Genomic DNA, 16,811 nt, shown 5'->3' on the forward strand with positions numbered 1-16,811 from the left:
CCGGCGGAGCCGCTGCGGGCTGATCTCCCCGGCCCAGGCCGCCGGAGCCGCTGCGGTCAGCCGAGACGGGCGAGGACCGGGCGGAGGGCGTCGGCCACGTCGGGCGCGGTCACCGGCCCGCCCCGGGCCGCCTCCCGACCGGCCAGCCCGTGCAGGTACGCGGCCGAGGCCGCCGCGCGCTCCGGCGCCAGCCCGGCCGCGAGCAGCGAGCCGAGCAGCCCGGCCAGCACGTCGCCGGTGCCCCCGGTGGCCAGCGCCGCCGTGCCGGTCGGATTGACGTACGCCCGGCCGTCCGGCGTGCCGATCACCGTGCGGTCGCCCTTGAGCAGCACCACGGCGTTCATCCAGGCGGCCAGCCGCAGCGTGGCCGCCACCCGGTCGGCGCCCGGCGTCTCCCCGCAGAGCCGGGTGAACTCGCGGTCGTGCGGGGTGACCACGATCGGGGCGTCCCGCCTGCGCAGCCGGTCGGCGAGCGAGCCGTCGACCAGCAGGGTCAGCGCGTCGGCGTCGAGCACCACGGGCACCGGGGCGGAGAGCACCGCGCGCAGTTCCCGGGCCGCCTCCTCGCCGGTGCCCAGCCCGGAGCCGCAGACCCACGCCTGCACCCGCCCCGCGTCGGCGACCCGGTCGGTCGCGATCACCGAGGGGTGCCGGTGCAGCACGTCGGCCCGGGCGGAGCCGGCGTAGCGGACCATGCCGGTCGGGCCGGCCAGCGCCCCGGCGACCGAGAGCACCGCCGCGCCGGGGTAGGTGGCCGAGCCGGTGGCGACACCCACCACGCCCCGGGCGTACTTCTCCGACGCCGGGCCGAGCCGGGGCCACCAGTCCACGACGTCCGACCACTCGGTCACGCGCAGCGCGGGGCTGCCACGCAGCCACGGCTCCAGCCCGATGTCGACCAGTTCCACCTGACCGGCGAGCGCGGCGGCCGGGCCCACCACCAGCGCGGGCTTCAGCGCGCCGAACGCGACCGTCACGTCGGCGCGGACGGCGCTCGGCCGCCCGGTGGCGGTCAGCGGCACGTCCCCGGTGTCGACCGCGACACCGCTGGGCACGTCCACCGCGACCACGGTGGCGGGGGCGCCGTCGCGCCCGCAGTGCCGCACCAGGCTGGCGGCGAGCTGGTCGGCGGTGTCCCGGAGCCCGCCCCGCCCGCCGATCCCGACGATGCCGTCCAGCACCATGTCGACCGTCGCCGGCGGCCGATCCACGATCCGCCCGCCGGCGGCCCGCAGCGCGGCCAGCCCCTCGGCGTGCGCCCGGCCGGGGCTGAGCAGCAGCGCCGACACGGCCGCGCCGCGACGGGCCAGGTGCGCGCCGGCCAGGAGCGTGTCGCCGCCGTTGTCGCCGGAGCCGACCAGCAGCAGCACCCGGGCGGCGTAGACCCCGCCCCGGTCGGCGAGCAGCAGCGCGCAGCGGCGGGCCAGCCCGGCGGCGGCCCGCTTCATCAGCGTCCCGGGCGGAAGGGCGGCCGTCAGCCCCGCCTCCGCCGCGCGTACGTCCGCGACCCGCCACACCGGTCTCACGCCACCGCCCCCGTCCGAGCTTCCCGGCGCGCCAGGTCGGCGCGCTCCGATCACCGTTCCGCGACCACCATGGCCGAGGCGATCCCACCGTCGTGGGACAACGAGAGATGCCAGCGGTTGACCCCGCGCTCGGTGGCCGCCGCCGCGACCGTGCCGGAGACGGTCAGCCAGGGGCGGCCGTCCGGGTCCGGCACGATCTCGCAGTCGTGCCAGCTCAGCCCGGCCGGCGCGCCGAGCGCCTTGGCGACCGCCTCCTTGGCGGCGAACCGGGCGGCCAGCGACTCCGGCGAACGCGGGTTGCCGGAGCTGGTGTAGCGCTCGGCCTCCGTGAAGAGCCGGTCGGCGAGCAGCGGCGTCCGCGCCAGGGCCCGGGCGAACCGCTCGACCAGGACGACGTCGATGCCGACAGCGACGATCACGGGCTCACCCTACCGGCGTGGGCGGCCGCACATTAGCCGCCGGCTCGGGGCCGGGCAACACCTGTGGACGACGGGTGTCCGCCCGCCGGGGCCGTCGTCCACAGGGCGCCTGCGGGGGTGTGGACGCCGCCTAGCGTTCCGGTCGTCGATGTTCCGCGAGGCACGGGGGCCGAGGATGACCGAGGAGCCGATCACCGTACGACCCGACGCGCTGCGCCGGGCGGCGAGCGCGCTCGACGACGACGCGTACCGGCTGGGGCACGGGCTGGCCGGGGTTACCGGGCTGGTGGTGCCGACCCCGGAGTGGGCGGCCGGGGCGGCGCTGCCCGGGCTGGAGTCGGCGGTGCACTCCTGGTTCGGCGCGCTCGGCGCCCAGGTGGCCGCGACGGCCGGTGCGGTGCGGGCCGCGGCCGAGGCGTACGAGTCCGTGGACGACCGGGCGGCCGGCCGGCTCGCCGCCCTCGCCCGGTGACCGCGCCGGCACGACCGGCAGCGGGCAATACCGGGTCGGCACCACTGGTGGCCGGAGCTGCGCCGGCACCACCCGCGGCGAGCCAAGCGGGCCCCGCCGGGCGGCCGGCGCACCCCGCCGAGCGGGCACCGGGCCGAGCCGGGCCGTCCGGGCGGCCGGCACACCCCGCCGAGCGGGCGCCGGCCGTGGGATACCGGCAGCTCTGGGCGGTCGACCCGGATGCCTGGCGGGCCGCCGGGGCGGCCTGGCGGGGGTTGACCGACCGGGTCGGGCGCCGGGCCGACGAGTTGTCCGCCGGGGCGGCGGCGCTGCGCGCCGACTGGTCGGGCGGCGCTGGCGGGGCCGCCGACGCCCGGCTCGCGGCGCTGCGCACCGAGCTGACCACGGTCTCCCCCGCCCTGATCGAGGCCGATCAGGCGCTGGCCGAGTTCGCCGGTCGGCTGGGGGCGGCGAAGGCCCGGCTCGCCGCCGCGGTGACGCGCGCGGACGGCGCCGGGCTGCTGGTCGACCGGCAGGGGCGGGTCGCCGCCGATCCCGCCCGCGCGCCGGCCTCCCCACGGTCGGGGCAGGTCGCGGCCGGGGTGGGCGCGGCGATCCGGGAGGCGCTGGCGCTGGCCGGGGCGGCCGACCGGGAGGCGGCCGGCCGACTGGACGCCCTGTCCGCCGCCGCCCGGTCGACGTGGGTCGCCCCGCCGCCGCCCGGACGGCCCCCGCCCGGCGCCACCCCGGCCGCGGTGCGGGCGTGGTGGGCCGGGCTCACCCCCGCCCAGCGGCGGTGGCTGGTGGCGCACGAGGCGGCGCTCGTCGGGCGCCTCGACGGGGTGCCGGTGGCCGCCCGCGACCAGGCCAACCGCCTGCTGCTCGGGGCGCGGCGGGAGGAGTTGGTCGCCGCGCGGCGCCGCCTGCTGGAGCGGGTGCCGCGCGGGCCGGTCGAGCTGGCCGGGCTGCTGCGGGTCGAGCGGGCACTGGCGGGGCTGGACGCGCTGACCGGGCGCCTGGCCGCCGGCGAGGCGCCCCGGGCGTACCTGCTGGGGCTGGACACCGCCGGCGAGGGCCGCGCGGTCGTGGCGCTGGGCAACCCGGACCGGGCGGCGCGGACGCTGACGTACGTGCCGGGGATGACCGCCGGCCTGCACGACGCGCCCGGCGAGCTGGGCCGGGCGGCGCGGGTGCTGTCCCGCTGCGCCGACATCGCGCCGGAGGAGGAGACCGCCGCGGTGCTCTGGCTGGACTACGACGCCCCCGACTTCCTGCACGAGGCGGCCTGGCCGGGGCAGGCCCGGGACGCGGGCCCGGCGCTGCACCGGTTCCAGGAGGGGCTGCGGGCGACCCACGACGGGCCGTCGGGCCGGCAGACCGTGCTGGGCCACAGCTACGGCTCGCTGGTGGTCGGCACGGCCGCCCGCGACCACGGGCTGGACGCCGACGCGCTGGTCTTCGTCGGCTCGCCCGGGGTGGGGGTCGCGCACGCCGCCGAGCTGGGCCTGCCACCCGGGCAGGTCTGGGCGAGCACCGCGCCGGACGACGTGATCCGGCTCGCCCGGCCGCCGGACGAGCTGGCCCGGCAGGCTCTGCTCGCCGCGTCGCCGCTCGGTGGGGCCGCCCGGCTGGCCGGCGGGCCGGAACGCGAGCTGTGGTTCGGCCAGGACCCGGCCCACCCGGGCTTCGGCGGGCGCACCTTCCCCAGCGGCCGGCACGGGCACAGCGGCTACTGGGCGGCCGACAACCCGGCGCTGGACGGCATGGCCCGCGTGGTGCTCGGCCGCTGACGCGACCTGTTCGCACTCGCGGACGACCCGCCCGCCGCCCACCCAGACGTTGAGCGTGGCGACGACACCTGAGACCTCGGCGACGAACGGCCCCGGACGGGCAGCGGGTCCCCAGGGGTCCCGGGATCGGCCGGCGGCGCGGTGGGCGCCCCGCCGCCGGCCGGCGTCACTCGACCGTCACCGACTTGGCCAGGTTGCGGGGCTGGTCCACGTCGTGCCCCCTGGCGGCGGCGATCTCGGCGGCGAGGACCTGCAACGGCACGGTGGTGACCAGCGGCGCGAGCAGTGTCGGCGTACGCGGCACGTAGATCAGGTGGTCGGCGTAGCGGACGACCGCCTCGTCGCCCTCCTCCGCGATCACGATGGTCCGGGCGCCGCGCGCCCGCACCTCCTGGATGTTGGAGACCACCTTGTCGTGCAGCATGCCCCGGCCGACAGGCGACGGCACGATGCAGATCACCGGGGTGCCCTTGTCGATCAGGGCGATCGGGCCGTGCTTCAGCTCGCCGGCGGCGAAGCCCTCGGCGTGCATGTACGCCAGCTCCTTGAGCTTGAGCGCGCCTTCCAGGGCCACCGGGTAGCCGACGTGCCGGCCGATGAACAGCACGGTCGGCTCGGTCTTGAGGTCGCGGGCCAGCTCACGGACCGGCTCGATGCGGTCCAGCAGCTCGCGCAGCTTGCCCGGCATCCGGTGGAGCTGCTCGACGACGGCGGCCACCTCGTCGGCGAACTTGATCCCCCGCACCTGGGCCAGGTGCAGGCCGATCAGGTAGCACGCGACGAGCTGGGTCAGGAACGCCTTGGTCGAGGCGACGGCGATCTCGGGGCCGCCGTGGGTGTAGAGGACGGCGTCGGACTCGCGGGGAATGGTGGAGCCGTTGGTGTTGCAGATGGCCAGGACGCGGGCCTTCTGCTCCTTGGCGTGCCGCAGCGCCATCAGCGTGTCCATCGTCTCGCCGGACTGCGAGATCACGACGATCAGCGTGGACCGGTCGAGAACCGGGTCGCGGTAGCGGAACTCGCTGGCCAGCTCCACCTCGCAGGGGATCCGGGTCCAGTGCTCGATGGCGTACTTGGCGACCAGGCCGGAGTGGTAGGCGGTGCCGCAGGCGACGATGAAGATCTTGTCGACGTCGCGCAGGTCCTGGTCGCTGAGGCGGACCTCGTCGAGCATGATCTCGCCGGTGTCGGTGAGCCGGCCGAGCAGGGTGTCGGCGATGGCCTGGGGCTGCTCCTCGATCTCCTTGAGCATGAACCAGTCGTAGCCGCCCTTCTCCGCGGCCGAGGAGTCCCAGTCGATGTGGAAGTCCTTGCCGCTGGCAGGCTGGCCCGAGAAGTCGGTGATCTCGATGGTGTCGCCGGTGATGAGGACGATCTGGTCCTGGCCCAGCTCCACCGCGTCCCGGGTGTGCTCGATGAACGCGGCCACGTCGCTGGCGAGGTAGTTCTCCCCGTCGCCCCGGCCGACGACCAGCGGCGAGTTGCGGCGGGCGCCGACGACGGCGCCGGGCACCGCAGCGTCGACGGCGAGCAGGGTGAACGCGCCCTCCAGGCGCTGGCAGACCACCCGCATGCCGGCGGCGAGCAGCTGCGGGCCCTCGGGGTGGCCGGCGGCGCGCAGGTCGGCCAGTGCGGCGGAGAGCAGGTGCGCCGCGCACTCGGTGTCGGTGTCGCTGCTGAACTGGACGCCGTCGGCCTCCAGCTCGGCGCGGAGCTTCGCGAAGTTCTCGATGATGCCGTTGTGGATCACGGCGACGCGGCCGTCGGGGGCGAGGTGCGGGTGGGCGTTGCGGTCGGTCGGGCCGCCGTGGGTGGCCCACCGGGTGTGCCCGATGCCGGTGGTGCCGTCCCCGATGCCGATGGGGCTGGCCGCGCAGGACGTCGGGTCCTCGGCGGCCCGCTCGGAGAGCACCTTCTCCAGGTTGGCCAGCTTGCCGGCCTTCTTCTCGGTCAGCAGCTCGCCGTCGCAGACGATGGCGACGCCGGCCGAGTCGTAGCCGCGGTACTCCAGCCGCCGCAGTCCGTCGAGCACGATTCCGAGCGCCGGGCGCGCGCCGGCGTAACCCACGATTCCACACATGTCCCGCAGCCTAACCCAGTTCCGCTCATCGCGTGTGCGCGAAAGCCGGGTAAACGATCACTGAATTTGAGCGATCGGGTAACGGGCGGGACCCGGGAGGACAAACAGCCACCCCCGTACGCCGGGGGCGAAACCCGCACGGGAAGTGGCTTGCCCGCGTCGGCCGCGTACGGCACCCTGACGGCCGCGCGCCCGTTTCCCGGAGGAGAGGCAGCCGCATGTCCACGCCCCGTTCCGCCGCTGCCCGACCCGCCGACCCCCGACGACGCCGGCGGATGCGGGTCGCCGCGCTGCTCGCCTGCGGCCTGCTCACGACGACGGGTTGCACGCTCTCCAGCGGAGCGGAGCAGGAGGCCGTCCCGCAGCCGGCCGCCACCTCGGCCGAGCCCTCACCGACGCCGAGCGGCCCGGTGACCGTCGTGTACGAGGTGTTCGGAACCGGTCCGGCGGACATCGAGTACTTCGACGCCGCCGGCACTCTCCACCAGTTGGAGCGTCAGGGACTCCCGTGGCGCCACTCGTTCACGGCGGACGGTCAGGCGCGGGTGATGCTGATCGCGTCGCAGGTGCTGGACTACCGAGGACAGTTCAGTTGCCGGGCCTCGGTGACCGGGCGCCCACCGGCCGAGGACACCATTACCGCCGGCGCGTGGCGACTGACCTGCGCCCCGTGAGGCCGTACCCGTCCGCGCCGTGCGGACCGACCGGCAACCGGCATCGGATCGACGCCTGCCCGTCTAGAGTGAGCCGCCGGTCCGCAGCGTGATCGACCGGCGACCGCCCTGGACCCCTTCGCGGCCGCCCCGCCCTCCTTCCCGGAGCACAGCCATGTCCCACGCCACGCCGTCGCCCGAGCCGACCCCGCCGGCAGGCCCGCCCGCACCCGATGCGGCCCCCTCCGGCCCGCGCGCGCCGGGCAAACGCCCTCCCACGGTGGACCTCCGCGTCGCCGCCGGCGCGGTCGTCGTCTTCGGCATCTGCGCCTGTCTCGGCCTCGCCGACCGCCTTGTCAGCACCGCCGACGGGGGCGACCCGGACCGCCCGCTCGCCCACCTGCCCCGCCCGTACCAGCAACCGGCAGGCGGCGGGTGGCCGACGGCGGAGCCGGCCCCGACGACTCCGCCGGCCGTGCCGGCACGGACTGTCGCACCGGCACGGACGCCCTCCGACGGGCCGGGCACGGTCACCGTCGTCTACGAGGTGACCGGCCGCGGGCCAGCCGACGTGGAGTACTACGACGCCAACGGTGACTTCGTCCAGACCGAAGGAGTCACCCTGCCCTGGCGGATGCGGTTGCGCGCACACGACGCCGAGCGGGTGATGGTGCTGGCCACCGGCCCCGACCGGAACAGCACGATCGGCTGCCGCATCACCGTCGACGGCCGGGCCGTAGCCGCGGACGGCGGCCGGTGGCAGGTCACCTGCAACAAGGGGACGACGGGTTGAACCCGGGCCGGGAGTCCGTAGGCTGGCGGGCGTGACGACCACCGCCGATGTCGACCCGCTGGTGGCGCGGATGCGCGCGTTCGGGACGACCGTCTTCGCCGAGATGTCCGCCCTGGCCGTGCGCACCGGCGCGGTCAACCTCGGCCAGGGCTTCCCGGACACCGACGGGCCGGCGGAGATGCTCGCCGCCGCGGCCGAGGCGCTGCGCACCGGGCAGAACCAGTACCCGCCGGGGCCGGGCGTCCCGGCGTTGCGCGCGGCGGTGGCCGCGCACCAGCGCCGGTTCTGGGGGCTGGAGTACGACCCGGACGGCGAGATCGTGGTGACGGCGGGCGCCACCGAGGCGATCGCGGCGGCGGTCCTCGGGCTCTGCGAGCCGGGCGACGAGGTGGTCTGCTTCGAGCCGTACTACGACTCGTACGCCGCCTCGATCGCGCTGGCCGGCGCGGTCCGGCGCCCGGTCACGCTGCGTCCCGCCGCCGACGGCCGGTACGCCTTCGACCCGGCGGCCCTGCGCGCCGCGTTCGGCCCGCGCACCCGGCTGGTGCTGCTGAACTCGCCGCACAACCCGACCGGCAAGGTGTTCACCCCCGACGAGCTGGCCCTGGTCGCCGAGCTGTGCCGGGAGCACGGCGCGTACGCGGTGACCGACGAGGTGTACGAGCACCTCGTCTTCACCGACGCCGCCGCCGGTCACGTGCCGCTGGCGACCCTGCCCGGCATGCGCGAGCGGACGCTGCGCATCTCCTCGGCCGGCAAGACGTTCTCCTGCACGGGCTGGAAGGTCGGCTGGGTGAGCGGGCCGGCGGCGCTGGTCTCGGCGGTGCTGCGGGTGAAGCAGTTCCTCACCTTCGTCAACGCCGCGCCGTTGCAGCCGGCGGTCGCGGTGGCGCTGGCCCTGCCGGACGACTACTTCACGGGCTTCCGGGACGGCATGCAGGCCCGCCGGGACCAGCTCGTCGGCGGGCTGACCGACGCCGGGTTCGAGGTGCTGGCGCCGGAGGGGACGTACTTCGTCACCGCCGACGTCACCGCGCTGGGCGGGCGCGACGGCGTGGAGTTCTGCCGGTCCCTGCCCGAGCGGTGCGGGGTGGTCGCCGTCCCGACCCAGGTCTTCTACGACGACGCCGAGGCCGGTCGCCGGCTGGTCCGCTTCGCCTTCTGCAAGCGCCCGGAGGTCCTGACCGAGGCCGTCACCCGGCTGCGCCGGCTCACCGACACGCGGTGACCGGCGCCTGCGCCTGATCGTCAGCCGGCGGCGCGGGTCGGGCCGCTCCCCCGCTCCGCCGGCGTCCCCTCCGAGCGGGACGCCCGAAGCCTGGCGACCACCGCGCCGCCGTCGGCGAGCAGCACCCCCTCGGCGTCGTCGACGAAGGCCAGGTCGGCCTCGACGTGCCGACTCGCCGCCGAGAGCAGCAGGCCGACCACCGGGTCGTCGGCCCGGCGGCGCAGCCCGTCGAGGTTGCGCAGCTCCCGCATCAGGTGACCGCGTTGGTTGCCGAGCACCGTCCGCACGGTGGCCGGGTCGCCGGACCGGGCCGCGGCGGTCACCTTGAGGAAGAAGTCGTCCCGGAACCCGCCGCTGCGCGGGCTGGGCTCGGCGAGCCAGCGGTCCAGCTCGGCGTGACCGTCCGGGGTGATCTCGTAGACCACCCGGTCGGGCTTGACCGGCTGCGGATGCCGTTCGGCCACCACCAGGCCGTCCCGGGAGAGCCGGTCGAGAATCTGGTAGAGGTGCCCGATGTTGAGCGGGCCCCACTGCGGGCCGACCGCCTCCTCGAAGGCGCCCTTCAGCTCGTAGCCGTAGCTGGGGCCGCCGGCGAGCAGGGCCAGGACCGCGTGCTGTATCGCCACCGTCTTCTCCGATCCGATCCGGGCTGGCCCACCCCGATGGGCCTTGCATTGTCACAATGTATCGCGCACAGTGTGTTCAGCACACGGGGAGGCGCGACATGCTCAACATCGTCTGGAAGCAGCTTCGCGGCCGTGCGGGACGGTCGGTGGCGCTGCTGGTCGGCGTGCTGGTGGCGACCACCGGTTTCGTCGTCCTGACCGGCGCCACCACCACCTCACGACTCGCCGTCACCGGCGCCGTCGAACGGAACACCGAGGCCGCCTACGACATCCTGGTCCGCCCGAAGGGCGCGCGCACCCCGCTGGAGGCCGAACGCCGGCTGGTCCAGCCCAACTACCTCTCCGGCCTCTTCGGCGGCATCACGATGGCACAGTACGAGCAGGTGAAGGCGGTCACCGGGGTGGACGTCGCCGCCCCCATCGCCATGCTCGGCTACTCCACCGCCCCCGTGCCGACCCCGCTGGACCTGACCGGGGCGGTGGACCGGTCGCTCGACCGGCAGGTCATCCGCATCGATCCCCGCTTCGTCGCCGAACGCGGCCTCTCCGGCGCGCCGGGCCGGTCCCGCTACGTGTACGTCACCACCCACCCGTTGATCTACCCCCGCACGGACGTGTCCCACTCCAGCGACTCCACGCCGTACACCGACGGACGCAGCTATCCGTGGGCCGACGTGTGCGGCCCCTCGCCGCGCGAGGTGCTGCCCGACGGCCGCACCCGGCCCGTCTGCGACCCCCGGTACGCCCTGGGCAGCCCCGGCGCGTACTCGGAACGCGAGGCGTGGTCGCTGGTGGCCGTGCGGCTGCTCCCCGACGGCCGGTTCGAGGCCGGCCGGGGCGTCTTCCCCGACGGCGGTACGGGCCCCTCGTCCACCTCGGACCGGCTGCGGATCGCGGTCAGCCTGACGGTGCCGCTCCTGCTCGCCGCCGTGGACCCGGCCGCCGAGGACCGTCTCGTCGGCCTGGGCGGGGCAGTGGTCGACGGGCGGGCGCTGGGCCCGGACGACACCACGACCGTCAAGCGGACCGGCTCGGCGGAGATGCTCAACGTGCCGGTGCTCGCGACCAGCACCCCCTTCGTCGACGAGGAGCTGCGCGCCAGCTTCACACGGCTGCCCGCGGCCCGACCGGCCGGCGTCGAACTCGACGCGCTGGAGCGCGCCCTGCGGCGCGGCCCCGAGCTGCCCGCCGGCGAAGCCCGGCACGACGTGGCCGCCGGCTGGCGCACCCGGCTCGCCGCGGGCCTCTCCCCGGCCGGCTGCTGTTTCGGCCAGCTCCAGGCGATGGTCCAGGCGGGGCCGACGCGGTACGACCGGCTGCCCGACGGCACGCTGCGGGTCGGTGCGCTCCCGGCGGCCGATCCGGAGGTGTACGGCGATCAGTTCACCTTCAACCCCTTCCCGCGCCCCTGGCTCGCCGAGGACACGGGGGCGCGGTCGCTGCGCAAGCTCCCGCTGAAGAAGGGCGCGCCGGGCGAACTGTACCGGGGCTGGCGGGCCGTGGGGGTCTTCGACCCGGAGAAGCTGACCGGCTTCAGCGACCTCGGGCGGGTGCCGCTGGAGACGTACGAGCCGCCGTCGGCGCAGGGCGCGGACGCCCGCAGCCGGGACGCCCTGGGCGGTCGTCCGCTGGAGCCGGGCGGCAACCCCGCCGGCCACTTCTCCGCCCCGCCGCTGCTGCTGACCAACCTGGACAGCGTGCCGGCGCTGCTGGCGGGCGGCGGCAGTCCACAGGCGAAGGCCCCGATCAGCGCGATCCGGGTCCGGGTCGCCGACGTGGGCGGCTACAACGAACGCGCCGCCGAACAGGTCCGGCTGGTCGCCGAGCGGATCGCCCAGGTCACCGGGCTCGACGTCGACATCACGCTCGGCTCGTCCCCCACCCCGCAGGCCGTGGAGCTGCCCGCCGGGTCGTTCGGCCGGCCGGCGCTGCGGCTGACCGAGAACTGGTCGGCACTCGGGGTCGCCTCGGTGATCACGAAGGCGGTGGACCGAAAGAGCGTCGCGCTCTTCGTGCTGGTGCTGGTGGTCTGCGCGCTCTTCCTCGGCAACGCGGTCGCCGCCGCCGTCCGGGACCGGCGGTCCGAACTGGCGGTGCTCGCCTGCCTGGGCTGGCCGGCCCGGCGGATCGGCGCGCTGATCCTCGGCGAGGTCGCCGCCCTCGGGCTGGCGGCCGGGCTGCTCTCGCTGGCGCTGGCGATCCCGCTCGGGGCCGCGCTCGGCATCGACGTGGGGTGGCGGCGGGCGGCGCTGGCCGTACCGGTGGCGCTGCTGCTGGCACTGGTCGCGGGCCTGACGCCGGCCCTGCGGGCCGCGCGTGCCCACCCGGCCGCCGCGCTGCGCCCGGCGGTGGCGACGGCGCGCTGGGTGCGCCGGCCGCGCACCCTGGCCGGCCTGGCCCTGGCCAACCTGGCCCGCACGCCCGGCCGCACCCTGCTCGGGGCCGGCGCCCTGGCCATCGGGGTGGCCGCGCTGACCCTGGTCGCCGCCGCCGGGTACGCGTTCCGCGGCGCCATCGTCGGCAGCCTGCTCGGCGACACGGTGTCGCTGAGCGTGCGCGGCGCGGACACCATGGCCGCCGTCGCGACGGTGCTGCTCGGCGCCGCCGCGGTCGCCGACGTGCTCTACCTGAACATCCGGGACCGGGCCGCCGAACTGGCCACCCTGCGCGCGGTCGGCTGGAGCGACGCCGCGCTGGGCCGCCTGATCGGGTACGAGGGGCTGGCCCTCGGACTGCTCGGCGCGGTCACCGGTGCCGGCCTCGGGCTGGCCGGGGCGGCCTGGCTGGTCGGCGCCCTGCCCGGCGCGTTGGTCACGGTCGCCGCGCTGGTGGCGGTGGCCGGTGTCCTGGTCACCTCGATGGCCGCCCTGGTCCCGGCCGCGCTGCTGCGCCGGCTGCCGACCGCACGACTGCTCGCGGAGGAGTGACGATGGAGACGACGACGGTGGGCAGCACGGTCCGGGTCGCCGGGCTGGTCCGACGGTTCGGGGCCGGCCCGCAGCAGGTGACCGCGATCGACGACGTGTCCCTGGAGATCCCGGCCGGGACGGTGGTGGCGCTGACCGGGCCCAGCGGCTCCGGGAAGTCCACGCTGCTGCACATGATCGGCGCGATCGAGCAGGTCGACGGCGGCACCGTCACCGTGGACGAACTGGAGATCACCGGGCTCGGCCGGTCGGCCCTGACCCGGTACCGGCAGCGGGTCGGCTTCGTCTTCCAGCGCTACCACCTGCTGCCCGCGCTGACCGTGCTGGACAACGTGATCGCGCCGATGCTGCCCCGCCGGGGGCGGGCCGACCACGCCGCCCGGGCCCGGGAGCTGCTCGACGCGGTGGGCCTGGCCGGGCGGGAACGGGCCCTGCCGGCCCAGCTCTCCGGCGGTCAGCAGCAGCGGGTCGCGATCGCCCGGGCGCTGATGGGCTCCCCCGGGCTGCTGCTCGCCGACGAGCCGACCGGCAACCTCGACTCGGCCACCGGCGGGCAGATCCTCGACCTGCTGCTGGACCTGCGGGACCGGCACGGCATGACGATCCTGCTCGCCACCCACGAGCGGGCGGTGGCCGCCCGGTGCGACCGGCTGATCCGCCTCGGCGACGGGCGGATCGTCGAGGACGTGGACCTCACCGACGGCGAGGACCCGGCGGCCACCTTCCGGCGCGCCGCGGGCCTGCGCCTGTAGACCGGCCGCCGGCAGCCGCCCCTGGCGGAGGACTCAGGCCGGCTCCCGACCGCTCCGGAAAGGCGACGGCCCGGGCCCGCCGGCGGCGAACCCGGACCGAAGGGAGAAGTCAGGCGGTCGGGCTGGCGACGCGCACCGCGCCGGCGATGCGCTCGGCCGTCTCGCGGGCGACGTGCTCCGTGGCGGCCTCGACCATGACGCGGACCAGGGGCTCGGTGCCGGACGGGCGGAGCAGCACCCGGCCGGTCTCCCCCAGCTCCGCCTCGGCCCGCTCGACCTCGGCCCGGACGGCGGGCGCGGCCGCGCCGACCGTGCGGTCGCCGACGGGAACGTTGACCAGCACCTGCGGCAGCCGGGTGAGCACGCCGGCCAGCTCGGCCAGGGACTTGCCGGTCGCCGCCATCCGCGACATCAGGTGCAGCCCGGTCAGCACGCCGTCGCCGGTGGTGGCGTACGCGGGCATCACGATGTGGCCGCTCTGCTCGCCGCCCAGCGCCAGCCCGGACGCCCGCAGCTCCTCCAGCACGTACCGGTCGCCGACCTTGGTCTCGACCAGCCGGATGCCCTCGCGGGACATCGCCAGGCGCAGGCCCAGGTTGCTCATCACGGTCGCGACCAGCGTGTCCTGCGTCAGCGTGCCGGCCTCCCGCATGGCGAGGGCGAGGATCGCCATCACCTGGTCGCCGTCGACCTCGTCGCCGTCGGCGGTCACCGCGACGCACCGGTCGGCGTCGCCGTCGTGCGCGATGCCCAGGTGCGCGCCGTGCTCGACCACGGCGGCCCGCAGGGCCTCGATGTGGTTGGAGCCGCACTCGTCGTTGATGTTCAGGCCGTCGGGCTCGGCGTGGATCGCGACGACCTCGGCCCCGGCCTCCCGGTACGCCACCGGCGCCACCTCGGCGGCCGCGCCGTTGGCGCAGTCGACCACGACCTTGATCCCGTCGAGACGGTGCGGCACGGTGCCGACCAGGTGCTGCACGTAGTGGTCGGCGCCGTCGAGCAGGTCGTGCACCCGGCCGACGCCGGCGCCGATCGGCCGCTCCCAGGCGGTGGTGGCGTTCGCCGCGACGGCCGACTCGATCTGCATCTCGATCTCGTCGGGCAGCTTGTGCCCGCCGGCGGCGAAGAGCTTGATCCCGTTGTCCGGCATCGGGTTGTGCGAGGCGGAGAGCATGACGCCCAGGTCTGCCTTGGCCTCGGCGGTGAGGAACGCCACGGCCGGCGTCGGCAGCACGCCCACCCGCACCACGTTGGCGCCGGCGCTGGTGAGCCCGGCCACGACGGCGGCCTCCAGCATCTCGCCGCTGGCCCGGGTGTCCCGGCCGACCACGGCGAGCGGGGGATGGCTCTTGTCCGACTCGGCAAGCGTGTGCGCGGCGGCGACCGCCACCGCGAGCGCCAACTCGGGCGTGAGATCCGCATTCGCCCGCCCGCGTACGCCATCCGTGCCGAACAACCGACCCATACCCGCCAACCTCCGATGAACGGTCCAGAGAAAGGCGAACGGCCGGGCCGCCTCCCGTCGAGGGGAGGCGACCCGGCCGTTCGTCAGAAGTACAACGTGCCGCTGAAGGTCAGCGCTTCGAGTACTGGGGAGCCTTACGGGCCTTCTTGAGGCCGTACTTCTTGCTTTCCTTGACCCGGGCGTCCCGGGTGAGGAAGCCGGCCTTCTTCAGCGCCGGACGGTCGTCCGGCTCGCTGACGATCAGGGCCCGGGCGATGGCCAGCCGGAGCGCGCCGGCCTGACCGGTGGTGCCGCCGCCGCGCAGGTTGGCGATGACGTCGAACGCCTCCGGCTTCTCGGCGGTGACCAGCGGGTCCTTGATCAGCTGCTGGTGCACCTTGCTCGGGAAGTAGGCCTCGAGGTCCCGACCGTTGCAGGTGATCTTGCCGGTGCCCGGCACGATGCGGACCCGGACGATGGCCTCCTTGCGGCGACCCACGGTCTGAATCGGCCGGTCACCACGAGGCGCGCGGGCGACGGGCGCCGGCGCCTCGGTGGCCTCCTCGGGGGCAACCTCGGTGGCGGTGATGTCGGTCATGCTGATTCCTTCGCCCGCGCTCACTGCGCGATCTGCTTGATCTCGAACGGCACCGGCTGCTGCGCGCCGTGCGGGTGCTCGGCACCGGCGTAGACCTTCAGCTTCTTGATGAGCTTACGGCCGAGCTTGTTGTGCGGAAGCATCCCCTTGACGGCGAGCTCGATGGCCCGCTCGGGACGCTTGGTCAGCAGCTCGTCGTAGCCGACCTGCTTCAGACCACCCGGGTAACCGGAGTGGCGGTAGGCGACCTTCTGCTGCCGCTTGTTGCCGGTCAGCGCCACCTTGCCCGCGTTCACGATGACGACGAAGTCGCCCGTGTCGACGTGCGGCGCGAAAGTCGGCTTGTGCTTGCCGCGCAGCAGCGTGGCGGCGTGGGTGGCCAGGCGGCCCAGCACGACATCAGAGGCGTCGATGACGTGCCACTGACGCTCGATCTCACCCGGCTTCGGGCTGTACGTACGCACAGGTATACCTTGTCTCGTCGTCGGTCTGGGGTCGCGCGCCGAGGTTACCGGGCGCGCACGAACGACCAAGCGTACCTCAGGCGGCACGCCTCTGGATGTCGTACAACAGCAGGCAACGATACCCGCCGCCCCGTCGGCAGGTCAAAACGGGGTACCGCCCCGCCTGGCCCGTCACAGAGCATAGCCGGGGTCACACCCCGGCCGACCGGCGCGGGCCCAGCCGCTGGTAGACCAACCAGGTCGCCCCGAAACACACGGCGTACGCCACGACGAAGGCGACATACACCGCGTCCGCGCTGCTCCCGGGTGGCGAAGAGCACCAGCGACGCGCCGGCCGCCGTCGCCACGAAGTTCCCGAAGGTCACCCGGGCCCCGGCACCAGTCGGGGGTACGCGGCCCCCGCCGTCGCCAGCACCGCCAGCCCGACGAGTTGCACCGCCGGCACGCCGAGCGTCAGAGCTGTTGCAGGATGCGCAACGCCCGGCCGACCCGGAGCATGGTCTCGGTGTCGGCGACGTCCACGCACTCGGTGAACCACTTCTTCATCGGCGAGGAGAGCCGGTCGGGCATCACCACGTACGCGCCCATCGGCACCGCCAGGGGCGAGTCGCGCAGCAGCGCCTCCTCGACCACCTCGGCCACGATGACGATCGGCACGTCGGTGGAGTTGTAGACGTCGGAGCTGATCACCAGCCCGAGCCGTTCCCGGGCGCCGTCGATGCGCCAGACCTCGCCCCTACGCAGCACGCGGGCGCCCGCCGAGGAGCACGTCGTCGACCATGCCCACCTCGCGGGCGTCGGCGAGGGCGGCGGACTCGAGGTCGAGCCCGGCCCGGCCGACGGCGGCGGCGTGCGCGGTGAAGACCTCGCGCAGCGCCTTCTCCCGGGCCGCCTGGTCCATCCACGCCGACAGGGAGAGCCCTTCGCGCTTGGCGAACCGCCGGGCCTCCTCGATCGTCTCGTCGGAGAACGACAGGGTCACCTTGGCAGTCATGCCGTGCAGACTACCCAGCGGTACGACCGGCAGTCATCCCGCTCGCCGCCAGCCGGCAAACCAGAC

Annotated in this window: 16 protein-coding genes; 7 read left to right on the forward strand and 9 right to left on the reverse strand. The window is 75.4% G+C overall.

Translation table 11 applies throughout. The annotated features are described in order from the left end of the window. Positions 1 to 56 precede the first annotated feature (56 nt). Both ACZ6O2_RS12020 and ACZ6O2_RS12025 read right to left on the reverse strand, forming a co-directional pair. A complete protein-coding gene (locus tag ACZ6O2_RS12020) occupies positions 57 to 1,526 on the reverse strand; it encodes an NAD(P)H-hydrate dehydratase (RefSeq protein ID WP_350704086.1) in 1,470 nt (489 codons plus the stop codon). 50 nt (positions 1,527 to 1,576) lie between these two features. Further along, positions 1,577 to 1,945 (reverse strand): holo-ACP synthase, encoded by a 369-nt coding sequence (locus tag ACZ6O2_RS12025; protein WP_350704088.1) that lies wholly within the window; start codon positions 1,943 to 1,945, stop codon positions 1,577 to 1,579. 175 nt (positions 1,946 to 2,120) lie between these two features. Here ACZ6O2_RS12025 and ACZ6O2_RS12030 point away from each other — a divergent pair, with 175 nt between their 5' ends. Then, entirely contained in the window at positions 2,121 to 2,417 is a 297-nt protein-coding gene (locus tag ACZ6O2_RS12030) for a hypothetical protein (protein ID WP_466022829.1), read from the forward strand. 185 nt (positions 2,418 to 2,602) lie between these two features. After that, positions 2,603 to 4,186, forward strand: a complete 1,584-nt coding sequence (locus tag ACZ6O2_RS12035) for an alpha/beta hydrolase (RefSeq protein ID WP_466022830.1) — start codon at positions 2,603 to 2,605, stop codon at positions 4,184 to 4,186. 166 nt (positions 4,187 to 4,352) lie between these two features. On the opposite strand, the gene glmS is transcribed toward ACZ6O2_RS12035, so the two are convergent. Next, entirely contained in the window at positions 4,353 to 6,266 is a 1,914-nt protein-coding gene (gene glmS / locus ACZ6O2_RS12040; RefSeq protein ID WP_350704094.1) for a glutamine--fructose-6-phosphate transaminase (isomerizing), read from the reverse strand. Between the two features lie 218 nt (positions 6,267 to 6,484). Between glmS and ACZ6O2_RS12045 the strand changes: the two genes are divergently transcribed. The 3 genes from ACZ6O2_RS12045 (at position 6,485) to ACZ6O2_RS12055 (ending at position 8,940) form a co-directional block, all read left to right on the forward strand. Further along, the gene (locus ACZ6O2_RS12045; RefSeq protein WP_466022831.1) at positions 6,485 to 6,940 is read left to right on the forward strand and encodes an MmpS family transport accessory protein; all 456 of its coding nucleotides are present in this window, start codon (positions 6,485 to 6,487) and stop codon (positions 6,938 to 6,940) included. Between the two features lie 259 nt (positions 6,941 to 7,199). Then, the gene (locus ACZ6O2_RS12050) at positions 7,200 to 7,712 is read left to right on the forward strand and encodes an MmpS family transport accessory protein (RefSeq protein ID WP_350704098.1); all 513 of its coding nucleotides are present in this window, start codon (positions 7,200 to 7,202) and stop codon (positions 7,710 to 7,712) included. A gap of 31 nt (positions 7,713 to 7,743) precedes the next feature. After that, positions 7,744 to 8,940: a pyridoxal phosphate-dependent aminotransferase gene (locus ACZ6O2_RS12055; protein WP_466022832.1), complete on the forward strand. Its 1,197-nt coding sequence runs from the start codon at positions 7,744 to 7,746 to the stop codon at positions 8,938 to 8,940. Between the two features lie 20 nt (positions 8,941 to 8,960). Here ACZ6O2_RS12055 and ACZ6O2_RS12060 read toward each other — a convergent pair whose 3' ends face one another. Continuing rightward, positions 8,961 to 9,566, reverse strand: a complete 606-nt coding sequence (locus ACZ6O2_RS12060; protein ID WP_466022833.1) for a PadR family transcriptional regulator — start codon at positions 9,564 to 9,566, stop codon at positions 8,961 to 8,963. A gap of 98 nt (positions 9,567 to 9,664) precedes the next feature. On the opposite strand from ACZ6O2_RS12060, the gene ACZ6O2_RS12065 reads away from it, so the two are divergent. Further along, positions 9,665 to 12,493, forward strand: coding sequence for an FtsX-like permease family protein (locus tag ACZ6O2_RS12065; protein ID WP_466022834.1), 2,829 nt, complete (start codon positions 9,665 to 9,667; stop codon positions 12,491 to 12,493). A 2-nt stretch (positions 12,494 to 12,495) separates the two neighbouring features. Continuing rightward, complete coding sequence (locus ACZ6O2_RS12070) at positions 12,496 to 13,245, forward strand: ABC transporter ATP-binding protein (RefSeq protein WP_466022835.1); 750 nt, start codon at positions 12,496 to 12,498, stop codon at positions 13,243 to 13,245. Between the two features lie 109 nt (positions 13,246 to 13,354). Here ACZ6O2_RS12070 and glmM read toward each other — a convergent pair whose 3' ends face one another. From glmM to ACZ6O2_RS12095, 5 genes are all read right to left on the reverse strand, one after another. Continuing rightward, entirely contained in the window at positions 13,355 to 14,710 is a 1,356-nt protein-coding gene (gene glmM / locus ACZ6O2_RS12075; protein WP_350704106.1) for a phosphoglucosamine mutase, read from the reverse strand. 109 nt (positions 14,711 to 14,819) lie between these two features. Then, positions 14,820 to 15,287: a 30S ribosomal protein S9 gene (gene rpsI / locus ACZ6O2_RS12080; RefSeq protein WP_350680952.1), complete on the reverse strand. Its 468-nt coding sequence runs from the start codon at positions 15,285 to 15,287 to the stop codon at positions 14,820 to 14,822. A 20-nt stretch (positions 15,288 to 15,307) separates the two neighbouring features. After that, positions 15,308 to 15,751 (reverse strand): 50S ribosomal protein L13, encoded by a 444-nt coding sequence (gene rplM / locus ACZ6O2_RS12085; protein ID WP_350704107.1) that lies wholly within the window; start codon positions 15,749 to 15,751, stop codon positions 15,308 to 15,310. Positions 15,752 to 16,204: 453 nt separating this feature from the next. Continuing rightward, entirely contained in the window at positions 16,205 to 16,498 is a 294-nt protein-coding gene (locus ACZ6O2_RS12090; RefSeq protein ID WP_350680954.1) for a type II toxin-antitoxin system PemK/MazF family toxin, read from the reverse strand. Continuing rightward, positions 16,488 to 16,745, reverse strand: coding sequence for a DUF6364 family protein (locus tag ACZ6O2_RS12095; RefSeq protein ID WP_466022836.1), 258 nt, complete (start codon positions 16,743 to 16,745; stop codon positions 16,488 to 16,490). The genes ACZ6O2_RS12090 and ACZ6O2_RS12095 overlap by 11 nt, the downstream gene beginning before the upstream one ends. Positions 16,746 to 16,811 lie beyond the last annotated feature (66 nt).

The organism is Micromonospora sp. NPDC048040 (assembly GCF_055587185.1).